Source organism: Enterobacter sp. DTU_2021_1002640_1_SI_PRY_ASU_LCPMC_013 (assembly GCF_032389435.1).
Taxonomy (GTDB): domain Bacteria; phylum Pseudomonadota; class Gammaproteobacteria; order Enterobacterales; family Enterobacteriaceae; genus Enterobacter; species Enterobacter hormaechei_C.
On the sequence record NZ_CP135594.1, the window covers coordinates 681,225 to 695,539 of the forward strand.

At 55.4% G+C, this 14,315-nt stretch carries 12 protein-coding genes and 1 pseudogene; 11 read left to right on the forward strand and 2 right to left on the reverse strand.

Translation table 11 applies throughout. The annotated features are described in order from the left end of the window. The first annotated feature begins 93 nt into the window (after window positions 1–93). The gene (locus RS584_RS03320) at window positions 94–1,416 is read left to right on the forward strand and encodes an MFS transporter (RefSeq protein WP_058692028.1); all 1,323 of its coding nucleotides are present in this window, start codon (window positions 94–96) and stop codon (window positions 1,414–1,416) included. Here the strand turns inward: RS584_RS03320 and satP are convergent. Further along, on the reverse strand, window positions 1,393–1,959 hold the full coding sequence (gene satP / locus RS584_RS03325) for an acetate uptake transporter (RefSeq protein WP_003856474.1): 567 nt from the start codon (window positions 1,957–1,959) through the stop codon (window positions 1,393–1,395). The genes RS584_RS03320 and satP overlap by 24 nt on opposite strands. A 296-nt stretch (window positions 1,960–2,255) precedes the next feature. Here satP and dnaK point away from each other — a divergent pair, with 296 nt between their 5' ends. From dnaK to nhaR, 4 genes are all read left to right on the forward strand, one after another. Next, window positions 2,256–4,169, forward strand: a complete 1,914-nt coding sequence (gene dnaK / locus RS584_RS03330; protein WP_006810169.1) for a molecular chaperone DnaK — start codon at window positions 2,256–2,258, stop codon at window positions 4,167–4,169. 87 nt (window positions 4,170–4,256) lie between these two features. Beyond that, window positions 4,257–5,402 (forward strand): molecular chaperone DnaJ, encoded by a 1,146-nt coding sequence (dnaJ, locus tag RS584_RS03335; protein ID WP_014830600.1) that lies wholly within the window; start codon window positions 4,257–4,259, stop codon window positions 5,400–5,402. A 172-nt stretch (window positions 5,403–5,574) separates the two neighbouring features. Further along, entirely contained in the window at window positions 5,575–6,750 is a 1,176-nt protein-coding gene (gene nhaA / locus RS584_RS03340; RefSeq protein ID WP_126498705.1) for a Na+/H+ antiporter NhaA, read from the forward strand. 59 nt (window positions 6,751–6,809) lie between these two features. Continuing rightward, window positions 6,810–7,709, forward strand: coding sequence for a transcriptional activator NhaR (gene nhaR / locus RS584_RS03345; RefSeq protein ID WP_003856462.1), 900 nt, complete (start codon window positions 6,810–6,812; stop codon window positions 7,707–7,709). A gap of 58 nt (window positions 7,710–7,767) precedes the next feature. Here nhaR and rpsT read toward each other — a convergent pair whose 3' ends face one another. Then, the gene (gene rpsT, locus RS584_RS03350; RefSeq protein ID WP_003856458.1) at window positions 7,768–8,031 is read right to left on the reverse strand and encodes a 30S ribosomal protein S20; all 264 of its coding nucleotides are present in this window, start codon (window positions 8,029–8,031) and stop codon (window positions 7,768–7,770) included. A gap of 115 nt (window positions 8,032–8,146) precedes the next feature. Here rpsT and RS584_RS03355 point away from each other — a divergent pair. The 6 genes and pseudogenes from RS584_RS03355 to ispH form a co-directional block, all read left to right on the forward strand. Further along, window positions 8,147–8,352 (forward strand): annotated as a pseudogene (locus tag RS584_RS03355) (DUF2575 domain-containing protein); the annotation flags it as partial. A 7-nt stretch (window positions 8,353–8,359) separates the two neighbouring features. Next, window positions 8,360–9,286 carry a bifunctional riboflavin kinase/FAD synthetase gene (gene ribF, locus RS584_RS03360; RefSeq protein WP_003856456.1) on the forward strand — a complete coding sequence of 309 codons (927 nt, stop codon included), beginning with the start codon at window positions 8,360–8,362 and terminating at the stop codon, window positions 9,284–9,286. Between the two features lie 45 nt (window positions 9,287–9,331). Next, on the forward strand, window positions 9,332–12,148 hold the full coding sequence (gene ileS / locus RS584_RS03365; RefSeq protein WP_315748935.1) for an isoleucine--tRNA ligase: 2,817 nt from the start codon (window positions 9,332–9,334) through the stop codon (window positions 12,146–12,148). Further along, entirely contained in the window at window positions 12,148–12,648 is a 501-nt protein-coding gene (gene lspA, locus RS584_RS03370) for a signal peptidase II (protein ID WP_006810164.1), read from the forward strand. The genes ileS and lspA overlap by 1 nt, the downstream gene beginning before the upstream one ends. 118 nt (window positions 12,649–12,766) lie before the next feature. Continuing rightward, complete coding sequence (gene fkpB, locus RS584_RS03375) at window positions 12,767–13,216, forward strand: FKBP-type peptidyl-prolyl cis-trans isomerase (RefSeq protein ID WP_015572634.1); 450 nt, start codon at window positions 12,767–12,769, stop codon at window positions 13,214–13,216. Window position 13,217: 1 nt separating this feature from the next. Then, on the forward strand, window positions 13,218–14,168 hold the full coding sequence (gene ispH, locus RS584_RS03380; RefSeq protein WP_017383814.1) for a 4-hydroxy-3-methylbut-2-enyl diphosphate reductase: 951 nt from the start codon (window positions 13,218–13,220) through the stop codon (window positions 14,166–14,168). The last annotated feature ends 147 nt before the right edge of the window (window positions 14,169–14,315 follow it).

The window sequence follows — 14,315 nt, forward strand, 5'->3', positions numbered from 1 at the left end:
CCGCGGTAGCGTGTAAATGGATTTACGATATAGTAATTTTTTCTTTACGATTGCTGTAAAAAATAATCCACAACACATGCACAATGGTTCGCTATGTCACATAACACCCGACCTCTGAATCGACAGGACTACAAAACCCTCACGCTCGCTGCCCTGGGCGGCGCGCTGGAGTTTTACGACTTCATCATCTTTGTCTTCTTCGCCGCCGTTGTGGGGGCGCTGTTTTTCCCGGCGGATATTCCGGAATGGCTGCGTCAGGTACAAACCTTCGGCATTTTCGCTGCCGGCTATCTGGCGCGCCCGCTGGGCGGCATTGTCATGGCGCACTTTGGCGATCTGGTTGGGCGCAAGAAGATGTTTACCCTCAGCATCCTGCTTATGGCCGTGCCGACGCTGGCGATTGGGCTTTTGCCTACCTATGAGTCGATGGGCATTATCGCCCCGTTATTGCTGCTGCTGATGCGTATTCTCCAGGGCGCGGCCATCGGCGGGGAAGTGCCGGGCGCCTGGGTGTTTGTCGCTGAGCACGTCCCGGTGCGCCGCGTCGGCATTGCGTGCGGAACGCTGACCGCAGGGCTGACGATCGGGATCCTGCTTGGCTCCGTGGTTGCAACCATCATCAATACCAGCATGACGCAACAGGCCGTTCACGACTGGGGCTGGCGTATACCGTTCCTGCTGGGCGGGGCGTTTGGGCTGGTGGCGATGTACCTGCGACGCTGGTTGCAGGAGACGCCAATATTTCTGGAAATGCAGCAGCGGAAGGCGCTGGCGCAAGAACTGCCGGTGAAAACCGTAGTAGTGCGACATAAAAAAGCGGTAGTGGTGTCGATGCTTCTGACCTGGCTGCTGTCTGCGGGGATCGTGGTGGTCATTTTGATGTCGCCGGTCTGGCTGCAAAAACAGTACGGTTTTGCGCCTGCCGTGACGTTACAGGCGAACAGTATCGCGACAATTATGCTCTGCTTTGGCTGTCTGGCCGCCGGGCTGGCGGCGGATCGTTTTGGCGCAAGCGCGACCTTTATTGTCGGCAGTCTGCTTCTGGCTGCGTCGAGTTGGGCATTTTATCATCTTGCGGGCACCCATCCTGAACAGCTGTTCCTGCTGTACGGTGTCGTCGGGCTGTGCGTGGGCGTCGTTGGCGCCGTACCGTACGTAATGGTCCGCGCCTTCCCGCCGGAGGTACGCTTCACTGGGATCTCTTTCTCTTATAATGTCTCGTATGCCATTTTCGGTGGGCTGACCCCGATTGTGGTGACGGTGTTGATGGGGGTGTCACCCCTTGCACCTGCGTGGTACGTGCTGGCGTTATCGCTGATGGGACTGGTTTTGGGGGTGTGGCTTCGCCAGTCAGAGGGACGTCGTGCCCGCGACGCGGGCACGACAGAGGGATCAGTGTTTTTCACCAATCGGTAGAATGGTGCGGTCGAACTGCTCGTTCAGCACTTCACCCATGGCCAGGTAGATTGCGCTTGCCCCGCAAACCAGACCTACCCAGCCGGCAACGTGAACGATGCCTTCGTTATCCGCCAGGTGACCGATGGCCAGCAGAGCGAACAGTACGGTCAGGCTCAGGAAGACGAATTGCAGTGCGCGGTTCGCCTTAAGGGTACCGAAGAACATGAACAGGGTGAACACGCCCCACAGTCCCAGGTACACGCCCAGGAAATGGGCGTTTGCCGCCTCTGCCAGGCCCATTTTAGGCATCAGCAGAATTGCGACCAGAGTCAGCCAGAAGGAACCGTAAGAGGTAAAGGCGGTTAAGCCGAAGGTGTTGCCTTTCTTATATTCCAGCAGGCCCGCAAAGATCTGTGCGATACCGCCGTAAAAAATGCCCATCGCCAGGATAATGCCGTCCATCGGGAACATCCCGATATTGTGCAGGTTCAGCAGAATGGTGGTCATGCCAAAACCCATCAGGCCCAGCGGAGCCGGATTAGCCAACTTAGTGTTGCCCATAAGTCCTCAAAAAAATCATCATTAATATGGTGAAATGGTTAAACCCGCGCCAGTTCTACCTGACGGGGCGCGGCATCATAATGGGCGGCATCGACGCCGTCTATGATCTCACCGGGGTGAAATTAAAAAATTTTTTATCCTTCCCCCTTGATGGATGCCGTTGTGACCCCATCTTGTAAGCAACCGCAGTGTGTGGACCTGAAAAAAATCAAATCTGGGCAGTTGAAAAAGCACGTTCTGCCCTTATTACAGGTACACAACCACATGTTGACTGAATTTTTAGTGGAGACGTTTAGATGGGTAAAATTATTGGTATCGACCTGGGTACTACCAACTCTTGTGTAGCGATTATGGATGGCACTACTGCACGTGTGCTGGAGAACGCCGAGGGCGATCGCACCACGCCTTCTATCATTGCTTATACCCAGGATGGTGAAACTCTGGTTGGTCAGCCGGCTAAACGTCAGGCCGTGACAAACCCGCAAAATACCCTGTTTGCGATCAAACGCCTGATTGGCCGCCGCTTCCAGGACGAAGAAGTTCAGCGTGACGTTTCCATCATGCCTTACAAAATCATCGCAGCCGATAACGGCGATGCATGGCTTGATGTGAAAGGCACCAAAACGGCACCTCCGCAGATCTCTGCTGAAGTGCTGAAGAAAATGAAGAAAACCGCGGAAGATTACCTGGGTGAACCGGTAACTGAAGCTGTTATCACCGTACCTGCTTACTTCAACGATGCTCAGCGTCAGGCAACCAAAGATGCTGGCCGTATCGCAGGTCTGGAAGTAAAACGTATCATCAACGAACCAACCGCAGCAGCACTGGCTTACGGTCTGGATAAAGAAGTTGGCAACCGTACTATCGCGGTTTACGACCTGGGTGGTGGTACCTTCGATATCTCTATTATCGAAATCGACGACGTTGACGGCGAAAAAACCTTCGAAGTTCTGGCAACCAATGGTGATACCCACCTGGGTGGTGAAGACTTCGATACCCGTCTGATCAACTACCTCGTTGACGAGTTCAAGAAAGATCAGGGCATTGACCTGCGTAACGACCCGCTGGCCATGCAGCGCCTGAAAGAAGCCGCTGAGAAAGCGAAGATCGAGCTGTCTTCCGCTCAGCAGACCGACGTGAACCTGCCGTACATCACCGCAGACGCGACCGGTCCAAAACACATGAACATCAAAGTGACCCGTGCGAAACTGGAAAGCCTGGTAGAAGACCTGGTGAACCGTTCTATCGAGCCACTGAAAGTTGCATTGCAGGACGCTGGCCTGTCCGTGTCTGATATTCAGGACGTTATCCTGGTAGGTGGTCAGACTCGTATGCCAATGGTTCAGAAGAAAGTGGCTGAATTCTTTGGTAAAGAGCCACGTAAAGACGTGAACCCGGACGAAGCGGTTGCTATCGGTGCTGCGGTTCAGGGTGGTGTTCTGACGGGTGAAGTAAAAGACGTACTGCTGCTGGACGTTACTCCGCTGTCTCTGGGTATCGAAACCATGGGTGGCGTGATGACTCCGCTCATCAACAAAAACACCACTATCCCGACGAAACACAGCCAGGTGTTCTCTACCGCTGAAGACAACCAGTCTGCGGTAACCATCCATGTGATTCAGGGTGAGCGTAAGCGCGCGGCGGATAACAAATCTCTGGGTCAGTTCAACCTGGACGGTATTAACCCGGCACCACGCGGCATGCCACAGATCGAAGTCACCTTCGACATCGATGCTGACGGTATCCTGCATGTGTCTGCGAAAGACAAAAATAGCGGTAAAGAGCAGAAGATTACCATCAAGGCATCTTCTGGCCTGAACGAAGCGGAAATCGAAAAAATGGTTCGTGATGCCGAAGCTAACGCGGAATCCGACCGTAAGTTCGAAGAGCTGGTTCAGACCCGTAACCAGGGTGACCATCTGCTGCACAGCACCCGTAAGCAGGTTGAAGAAGCGGGCGATAAACTGCCAGCGGAAGACAAAACTGCGATCGAAACTGCACTGAGCGCGCTGGAAACGTCTCTGAAAGGCGAAGACAAAGCGGACATCGAAGCGAAGATGCAGGAGCTGGCACAGGTTTCTCAGAAGCTGATGGAAATCGCTCAGCAGCAGCACGCACAGCAGCAGGCGGGCGCTGATGCTTCCCAGAACAACGCGAAAGACGACGATGTTGTCGACGCTGAGTTCGAAGAAGTGAAAGACAAAAAATAATCGCCCTGATGCAGGGTAAGTAATCGGCACGGGCGTAGGAGAATTCTCCACGCCCGTGCTCGCATGTTAAGGGGCTTAAAAAAACCAATGGCAAAGCAAGACTATTACGAGATTTTAGGCGTTCCGAAAACTGCGGAAGAGCGTGAAATCAAAAAGGCGTATAAGCGCCTGGCCATGAAATTCCACCCTGACCGTAATCAGGGTGACAAAGAGGCTGAAGCCAAATTTAAAGAGATTAAAGAAGCCTACGAAGTCCTGACCGATGCACAAAAACGTGCGGCCTATGATCAGTACGGTCACGCGGCCTTTGAACAGGGCGGCATGGGCGGCGGTGGATTTGGTGGCGGCGGCTTCGGCGGCGGCGCTGATTTCAGCGATATCTTTGGTGATGTATTTGGCGATATCTTCGGCGGCGGACGTGGTCGTCAGCGCGCGGCGCGCGGCGCAGACCTGCGCTACAACATGGAGCTGACGCTTGAAGAAGCGGTTCGCGGCGTCACCAAAGAGATCCGTATTCCGACGCTGGAAGAGTGTGACGTTTGCCACGGCAGCGGCGCGAAAGCGGGGACTCAGCCACAGACCTGCCCAACCTGTCACGGTTCCGGTCAGGTGCAGATGCGCCAGGGCTTCTTCGCGGTGCAGCAGGCCTGTCCGCACTGTCATGGTCGCGGTACGCTGATTAAAGATCCCTGCACCAAATGCCACGGTCACGGTCGCGTGGAGAAAACCAAAACGCTGTCCGTTAAGATTCCGGCAGGCGTGGATACGGGCGACCGCATCCGTCTGGCAGGTGAGGGTGAAGCCGGCGAGCACGGCGCACCGGCAGGCGATCTGTACGTTCAGGTTCAGGTGAAGCAGCACGCCATCTTCGAGCGTGAAGGTAACAACCTGTACTGTGAAGTGCCGATCAACTTTGCGATGGCGGCGCTGGGTGGCGAAATCGAAGTGCCGACGCTGGACGGTCGCGTTAACCTGAAAATCCCTGGCGAAACCCAGACCGGGAAGCTGTTCCGCATGCGCGGCAAAGGCGTTAAATCCGTTCGCGGTGGCGCGCAGGGTGACCTGTTATGCCGCGTGGTCGTGGAAACGCCGGTCGGCCTGAACGACAAGCAGAAACAGCTGCTGAAAGAGCTTCAGGAGAGTTTTGGTGGCCCGACGGGCGAGAAAAACAGTCCGCGCTCCAAAAGCTTCTTCGATGGCGTCAAAAAATTCTTCGACGATTTAACCCGCTAACCCGCCAGCTGGTTACTATCTTTTAAAGCCCGGAAGCGATTCCGGGCTTTTTGTTTATAGCGTTATTCCTCGGTTAAACTGAATCTATTACCAATATTAATCTGTTTTTACCGATCTGTTTGCGCTAATATTATGGTTTTACCGAGGTATTGTTGTAAAAGAGAGTTTAAACGTGAAATTACTACACCGTTTCTTTAGCAGTGAGGCATCCGGCGGCGTCATCCTGATTATGGCTGCTGCGGCCGCCATGCTGCTCGCCAATATGGGCATGACGCGCGATCTCTATCACGCATTTCTGGAAACGCCCGTCGAGCTGAAAGTCGGGGCGCTGGAAATTAACAAGAACATGCTGCTGTGGATCAACGATGCGCTGATGGCGGTGTTCTTCCTGCTGGTGGGTCTGGAGGTTAAACGTGAGCTGGTGATCGGTTCGCTTGCCAGCCGTCAGCGCGCGGCGTTTCCGGTGATCGCGGCGATTGGCGGGATGATCGTTCCGGCGTTGCTCTTTCTCGCGTTTGCGTGGCAGGATCCGGTTGCGCGTGACGGCTGGGCGATCCCGGCCGCAACGGATATCGCGTTTGCGCTCGGGGTCTTAGCCTTGCTCGGTAGCCGCGTCCCGGTAGCACTGAAAATTTTCCTGATGGCGCTGGCGATTATCGATGATCTGGGCGCTATCGTGATTATCGCGCTGTTCTACACCAGCGATCTGTCGGTTCTGTCGCTGAGCGTGGCGGCCGTGGCTATTGTGGTGCTGGCCTTGCTGAACGTCTTCAACGTCCGACGTACGGGTATTTATATTCTGGTGGGCATGGTGCTGTGGACGGCGGTGCTGAAGTCTGGCGTGCATGCCACGCTGGCGGGCGTCATCGTTGGCTTCTTTATTCCGCTGAAGGAGCAGGACGGCAAATCGCCAGCCAGACAGCTGGAGCATGTGCTTCATCCGTGGGTGGGCTTTATGATCCTGCCGCTGTTTGCGTTTGCCAACGCGGGAGTTTCCCTGGCCGGGGTTACCCTGGACGGACTCACCTCCGTGCTGCCGCTGGGTATCATCGCCGGTCTGTTTATCGGTAAGCCGCTGGGTATCAGCCTGTTCTGCTGGCTGGCGCTGAAGCTGAAGCTGGCGTCATTGCCAAACGGGACCACCTTTAGCCAGATTATGGCCGTCGGCGTGCTGTGCGGTATTGGATTCACCATGTCGATCTTTATCTCGACGCTGGCGTTTGGCGCAAACGCGCCTGAGCTTATCGTCTGGGCAAAACTCGGCATTCTCATCGGGTCATTACTGGCCGCAGTCATTGGTTATACCTTGTTGAAGGTGAAATTGTCCGGACAGGCTGTCCAGGCATAACGGAAAACCGGGAGGAGGGGGCTCCTTCTCCCGATACACACTCAGGGAGAGAACACGCGATGTCTCATTTGAATTACAACCATCTTTATTACTTCTGGCACGTTTATAAACAGGGCTCGGTCGTGGGGGCGGCAGAAGCGCTTTACCTGACGCCACAAACCATTACCGGGCAAATCAAAGCCCTGGAAGAGCGGTTACAGGGCAAGTTGTTCAAGCGCAAGGGCCGTGGGATTGAGCCCAGTGAGCTGGGCGAGCTGGTGTTCCGCTATGCGGATAAAATGTTCACCCTGAGCCAGGAGATGCTGGATATCGTCAACTACCGCAAAGAGTCTAACCTGCTTTTTGACGTGGGGGTGGCGGATGCGCTGTCCAAACGGCTGGTGAGTGGCGTGCTGGATGCGGCGGTGGTGGAAGATGAACAGATCCATTTACGCTGCTTTGAGTCCACTCACGAGATGCTGCTGGAACAGCTGAGCCAGCATAAGCTGGATATGATTATCTCGGACTGCCCAATCGACTCCACGCAGCAGGAAGGCTTGTTCTCGGTGAAAATTGGCGAATGCGGCGTCAGTTTCTGGTGCATCAATCCGCCGCCGGAAAAACCGTTTCCGGCCTGCCTGGAAGAGCGCCGCTTGCTGGTGCCGGGTCGGCGGTCCATGCTCGGACGTAAGCTGCTGAACTGGTTTAACTCGCAGGGGCTGAACGTAGAAATTCTCGGTGAGTTCGACGATGCGGCGCTGATGAAAGCCTTTGGCGAAGCGCATAACGCTATCTTCGTTGCTCCGACGCTGTACGCGCACGATCTCTATTCAGACGACAAAATAACCGAGATCGGCAGGGTGGATAACGTGATGGAAGAGTATCACGCCATATTCGCCGAAAGGATGATTCAGCACCCGGCGGTGCAGCGAATCTGCAATCGCGACTATTCGGCGCTTTTTACGCCGCCGGCAATCTGAAGACATAAAAAAACCCGCGTTAAGCGGGTTCTTTCAAACAAGCAACAACAAGTGGCGATTAAGCCAGTTTGTTGATCTGCGCGGTCAGGTTTGCTTTATGACGCGCTGCTTTGTTTTTGTGGATCAGACCTTTAGCAGCCTGACGATCCACGATTGGTTGCATTTCGTTAAATGCGTTCTGCGCTGCAGCTTTGTCGCCAGCTTCGATAGCTGCGTATACTTTCTTGATGAAAGTACGCATCATAGAGCGACGGCTTGCATTGTGCTTACGAGCCTTTTCAGACTGAACGGCACGTTTCTTAGCTGATTTGATATTAGCCAAGGTCCAACTCCCAAATATGATCTATGTGGACAATTCAAAGGCCGAGGAATATGCCCTCTATACCTTCTTTTGTCAATGGATTTGTGCAAATAAGCGCCGTTAATGTGGCGACGCTACGTTACGTAGTGATGGCGCAGGATTCTACCAGCTTGTCGTTCGTGAATACAGCTTTTCGGCGTAAAAATCGCAGTTCGCGGACAGATTTTTTTGCTGTGAAAGGTCAGCGTGATGAAATCATACGGCTTTCTGTTTAGCGTGAACAATCGCCGGTTAACCTTAACCGCTGTACAAGGTATACTTTGGCGATTTTCACTGTTTTGAGCCAGTCATGAAGCTGATACGCGGCATACATAATCTCAGTCAAGCCCCGCACGGGTGCGTGCTGACCATTGGTAATTTCGACGGCGTGCATCGTGGGCATCAGGCGCTGTTGCAGGGATTGCGTAAAGAAGGCGAGGCGCGAGGCCTGCCCGTCGTGGTGATGATTTTCGAGCCTCAGCCGCTGGAGCTGTTTGCAGGCGAGAAATCCCCCGCGCGGCTGACGCGTCTGCGTGAGAAGTTACGCTACCTGGCGGAGTCAGGGGTGGACTACGTCCTGTGCGTACGGTTCGACCGTCGTTTTGCCGCGCTGACCGCACAAAATTTTGTCAGCGACCTGTTGGTCAGGCAGCTTGGCGTGCAGTTTCTCGCCGTGGGCGATGATTTCCGCTTTGGCGCTGGTCGTCAGGGCGATTTCTTGTTATTACAGAAGGCTGGCCTGGAGTACGGGTTTGACGTCACCAGCACGATGACCTTCTGTGAGGGCGGCGTGCGCGTCAGCAGCACGGCGGTACGTCAGGCGCTGGCGAATGATGAACTGGACACGGCAGAAACGCTGCTGGGTCACCCGTTCACGATTTCAGGTCGCGTGGTCCATGGCGATGCGCTGGGCCGCACGATAGGTTTCCCGACGGCGAATATACCGCTGCGTCGTCAGGTCTCCCCGGTTAAAGGGGTCTATGCGGTGGAAGTGGCAGGACTGGGCGAGAAGCCTTTCTACGGCGTCGCCAACATTGGCACACGTCCAACGGTTGCCGGTGTGCGTCAACAGTTAGAAGTACACCTGCTGGACGTTGTAATGGACCTGTATGGTCGCCATATAGATGTAATACTGCGTAAAAAAATACGCAATGAACAGCGATTCGCTTCGCTGGATGAACTTAAGGCGCAAATCGCGCGAGATGAATTAACGGCCCGCGAGTTTTTTGGGCTTTAGAACCGGCTTAACTGCCTACGTGATAAATACGGAACCGAGAATCTGATGAGTGACTATAAATCAACCCTGAATTTGCCGGAAACAGGGTTCCCGATGCGCGGCGATCTCGCCAAGCGTGAACCGGGAATGCTGGCGCGTTGGACCGATGATGACCTGTACGGCATCATTCGTGCAGCCAAAAAAGGCAAAAAAACCTTCATTCTGCATGATGGCCCTCCATATGCGAATGGCAGCATTCATATTGGTCACTCTGTAAACAAGATTCTGAAAGACATTATCGTGAAGTCCAAAGGACTCGCGGGATATGACTCGCCTTACGTTCCGGGCTGGGACTGCCATGGTCTGCCGATCGAGCTGAAAGTTGAGCAAGAGTACGGTAAGCCGGGTGAGAAGTTCACCGCCGCAGAATTCCGCGCGAAATGCCGCGAATACGCTGCCACCCAGGTTGACGGTCAGCGCGCTGACTTCATCCGTCTGGGCGTGCTGGGTGACTGGTCGCATCCGTACCTGACCATGGACTTCAAAACCGAAGCCAACATCATCCGAGCGCTGGGTAAAATCATCGGCAACGGTCACCTGCACAAAGGCGCGAAGCCGGTGCACTGGTGCGTCGACTGCCGCTCTGCGCTGGCAGAAGCGGAAGTGGAGTATTACGACAAAACCTCGCCTTCTATCGACGTGGCCTTCGAAGCGGTCGATCAGGATGCGATCAAAGCTAAATTTGGTCTGCCTGGCGTAAGCGGCCCGATCTCTCTGGTGATCTGGACCACCACCCCGTGGACGCTGCCTGCTAACCGCGCGATCTCCCTCTCTGGCGAGTTTGAGTATGCGCTGGTGCAGATTGATGGCCGTGCGGTTATCCTGGCGAAAGACCTGGTCGAAAGCGTGCTGAAACGCGCGCACATCGCCGACTACACCGTGCTCGGTACCGTGAAAGGTGACGCGCTGGAGCTGATGCGCTTTAAACACCCGTTCCTGGACTTCGACGTTCCGGCGATCCTGGGCGATCACGTGACGCTGGAAGCGGGTACCGGTGCGGTGCATACCGCCGGTGGCCACGGTCCTGACGACTACAACATCAGCCTGAAATATGGTCTGGAAATCGCTAACCCGGTTGGTCCGGACGGCTCTTACCTGCCAGGCACGTACCCGGCGCTGGACGGCATCAACGTCTTTAAAGCTAACGACATCATCGTTGACATGCTGCGCACCAGCGGCGCGCTGCTGCACGTTGAGAAAATGCAGCACAGCTATCCGTGCTGCTGGCGTCACAAGACCCCGATCATCTTCCGTGCGACCCCGCAGTGGTTCATCAGCATGGATCAGAAAGGCCTGCGCGCCCAGTCTCTGAAAGAGATCAAAGGCGTGCAGTGGATCCCTGACTGGGGCCAGGCGCGTATCGAATCCATGGTGGCTAACCGTCCTGACTGGTGTATCTCCCGTCAGCGCACCTGGGGCGTGCCGATGTCTCTGTTCGTACATAAAGAGACGCAGGAGCTGCACCCGAACACGCTGGAACTTATGGAAGAAGTGGCGAAGCGCGTCGAAGTTGACGGCATTCAGGCGTGGTGGGATCTCGACGCCCGCGACATCCTGGGCGCTGACGCAGACAGCTACGAGAAAGTGCCGGATACCCTGGACGTGTGGTTCGACTCCGGGTCTACCCACTCCTCCGTGGTTGACGTGCGTCCGGAGTTTGCTGGTCACGCTGCCGATATGTATCTGGAAGGGTCTGACCAACACCGCGGCTGGTTCATGTCATCGCTGATGATCTCCACCGCCATGAAGGGTAAAGCACCTTACCGCCAGGTATTGACCCACGGCTTCACCGTGGATGGTCAGGGCCGTAAGATGTCCAAATCTATCGGTAACACCGTTTCTCCGCAGGACGTGATGAACAAACTGGGCGCGGACATTCTGCGTCTGTGGGTGGCCTCTACCGACTACACCGGCGAAATGGCGGTCTCTGATGAGATCCTGAAACGTGCTGCTGACAGCTATCGTCGTATTCGTAACACCGCGCGCTTCCTGCTGGCGAACCTGAACGGGTTCGATCCGGTGAAAGACATGGTGAAGCCGGAAGAGATGGTTGTGCTCGATCGCTGGGCGGTAGGCTGCGCGAAAGCGGCGCAGGAAGATATTCTTAAAGCCTATGAGTCTTACGACTTCCACGAAGTGGTGCAGCGCCTGATGCGCTTCTGCTCCATCGAGATGGGCTCGTTCTACCTCGACATCATCAAAGACCGCCAGTACACCGCGAAAGCGGACAGCGTGGCGCGTCGTAGCTGCCAGACTGCGCTGTTCCACATCGCAGAGGCGCTGGTACGCTGGATGGCGCCGATCATGTCCTTCACCGCGGATGAAATCTGGGGTTACCTGCCGGGCGAACGCAAGAAGTATGTCTTCACCGGCGAGTGGTACGAAGGTCTGTTCGACCTCTCCAGCACTGAAGCAATGAACGATGCCTACTGGGACGAGCTGCTGAAAGTGCGTGGCGAAGTGAATAAGGTTATCGAGCAGGCGCGCGCTGACAAGAAAGTCGGTGGTTCGCTGGAAGCGACCGTGACCCTGTACGCCGAACCGGAGCTGGCGGCCAAACTGACCGCGCTGGGCGATGAATTACGATTTGTCCTGTTGACCTCCGGTGCGAAAGTTGCGGATTATGCCGAAGCTACTGCTGATGCTCAGCAGAGTGAACTGCTCAAAGGACTGAAGGTCGCACTGAGCAAAGCCGACGGTGAAAAATGCCCGCGTTGCTGGCATTACACCACTGATGTCGGTCAGGTGGCGGAACACGCAGACATCTGCGGACGCTGTGTAAGCAACGTCGCCGGTGACGGCGAAAAACGTAAGTTTGCCTGATGAGTAAAACTCTCTGTTCAACAGGACTGCGCTGGCTGTGGCTGGTGGTGGTGGTGCTGATTATTGATTTGGGCAGCAAGTTCCTGATCCTCCAGAATTTCGCTCTGGGGGATACGGTCCCGCTGTTTCCGTCGCTTAACCTGCACTATGCCCGCAACTATGGTGCGGCGTTTAGTTTCCTTGCCGACAGCGGTGGCTGGCAGCGCTGGTTCTTCGCGGGTATCGCTATCGGTATCTGCGTCGTGCTGGCGGTGCTGATGTACCGCTCAAAGGCCACGCAAAAGCTGAATAACATCGCCTACGCGCTGATCATTGGCGGCGCGCTGGGTAACCTGTTTGACCGCCTGTGGCACGGCTTTGTGGTCGATATGATCGATTTCTACGTCGGCGACTGGCACTTCGCGACCTTTAACCTCGCCGATAGCGCAATATGCGTTGGTGCGGCGTTAATCGTGCTGGAAGGCTTCTTGCCTAAACCGGCCGCGAAAGAGCAGGTGTAACAAAACCAGCCGGGTGACGCGTAGCGATCCCGGCCTACCGAATATGCCGACACTTGTAGGCCGGGTAAGCGCAGCGCCACCCGGCGCACAGGCGAGACAACATTAAAGAGCAATGTGTATGTCTAAATCCGTACAGAGCAACAGCGCGGTTCTCGTTCATTTCACGCTGAAGCTGGATGACGGCTCCACGGCCGAATCCACCCGCAACAATGGCAAACCGGCGCTGTTTCGTCTGGGTGACACCTCCCTGTCTGAAGGCCTTGAGCAGCAGCTTCTGGGTCTGAAAGAGGGCGAGAAAAAAGCGTTTTCGCTGGAGCCGGATGCGGCATTTGGCGTGCCAAGCCCGGACCTGATCCAGTATTTCTCGCGTCGTGAGTTTATGGATGCGGGTGAACCAGAAATCGGGGCGATTATGCTCTTTACCGCTATGGACGGCAGCGAAATGCCTGGCGTGATCCGAGAAATCAACGGCGATTCTATCACCGTCGATTTCAACCATCCGCTTGCCGGGCGTACCGTTCATTTTGATGTCGAAGTGCTGGAGATCGATCCGGCACTGGAGGAGTAAAATGCAGATCCTGTTGGCTAACCCGCGCGGATTCTGCGCCGGTGTAGACCGCGCTATCAGCATTGTTGAAAACGCGCTGGAGATTTACGGCGCGCCGATTTACGTGCGTCACGAAGTGGTGCACAACCGTTACGTGGTCGACAGCCTGCGCGAGCGCGGTGCGATTTTTATCGAGCAGATCAGCGAAGTGCCGGACGGCGCAATCCTCATCTTCTCCGCGCACGGCGTCTCTCAGGCGGTACGCAACGAGGCGAAAAGCCGCGATCTGACCGTATTCGATGCCACCTGTCCGTTAGTGACAAAAGTGCATATGGAAGTGGCGCGCGCCAGCCGTCGTGGTGAAGAGTCAATTCTGATTGGTCACGCTGGTCACCCGGAAGTTGAAGGCACCATGGGCCAGTACAGCAACCCGGAAGGGGGCATGTATCTGGTTGAGTCACCGGAAGATGTCTTTACGCTGGACGTGAAAAACGAAGCCCGTCTGTCATTTATGACCCAGACGACGCTTTCCGTAGACGACACCTCAGACGTGATTGACGCCCTGCGCCAGCGCTTCCCGAAAATCGTCGGGCCGCGCAAAGATGATATCTGCTATGCAACCACCAACCGTCAGGAAGCCGTACGCGCCCTGGCTGAACAGGCGGATGTGGTGCTGGTGGTCGGCTCGAAAAACTCCTCTAACTCCAACCGACTGGCCGAACTGGCGCAGCGTATGGGGAAAGCAGCTTTTCTGATCGACGACGCAACGGACATTCAGGAAGCGTGGGTGAAAAACGCGGCCTGCGTCGGTGTTACCGCAGGCGCTTCAGCGCCGGATATCCTGGTGCAAAACGTCATTGCCCGCCTGCAAGAGCTGGGCGGTGGCGAAGCGGTGCCGCTGGAAGGCCGTGAAGAGAACATTGTCTTCGAAGTGCCGAAAGAGCTGCGAATCGACGCCCGCGAAGTGGAATAATGTCCTCTCAATCTTCAAAATGCCGGTGGCGAAAGCCTCCGGCATTTTTGTTTCTGGTTAACTGTGATTCACCATCAATATTGACGCTTTTATCACTAGGTTAATCGTTTAATCTGCCATCATGATATTGCTGTTCTCCTCGGGCCG

Bases quoted from the DNA above. Each gene is read 5' to 3' on its own strand.
- RS584_RS03320 (WP_058692028.1), top strand. From the start codon at position 94: ATGTCACATAACACCCGACCTCTGAATCGACAGGACTACAAAACCCTC.
- satP (WP_003856474.1), bottom strand. From the start codon at position 1,959: ATGGGCAACACTAAGTTGGCTAATCCGGCTCCGCTGGGCCTGATGGGT.
- dnaK (WP_006810169.1), top strand. From the start codon at position 2,256: ATGGGTAAAATTATTGGTATCGACCTGGGTACTACCAACTCTTGTGTA.
- dnaJ (WP_014830600.1), top strand. From the start codon at position 4,257: ATGGCAAAGCAAGACTATTACGAGATTTTAGGCGTTCCGAAAACTGCG.
- nhaR (WP_003856462.1), top strand. From the start codon at position 6,810: ATGTCTCATTTGAATTACAACCATCTTTATTACTTCTGGCACGTTTAT.
- ribF (WP_003856456.1), top strand. From the start codon at position 8,360: ATGAAGCTGATACGCGGCATACATAATCTCAGTCAAGCCCCGCACGGG.
- ileS (WP_315748935.1), top strand. From the start codon at position 9,332: ATGAGTGACTATAAATCAACCCTGAATTTGCCGGAAACAGGGTTCCCG.
- lspA (WP_006810164.1), top strand. From the start codon at position 12,148: ATGAGTAAAACTCTCTGTTCAACAGGACTGCGCTGGCTGTGGCTGGTG.
- fkpB (WP_015572634.1), top strand. From the start codon at position 12,767: ATGTCTAAATCCGTACAGAGCAACAGCGCGGTTCTCGTTCATTTCACG.
- ispH (WP_017383814.1), top strand. From the start codon at position 13,218: ATGCAGATCCTGTTGGCTAACCCGCGCGGATTCTGCGCCGGTGTAGAC.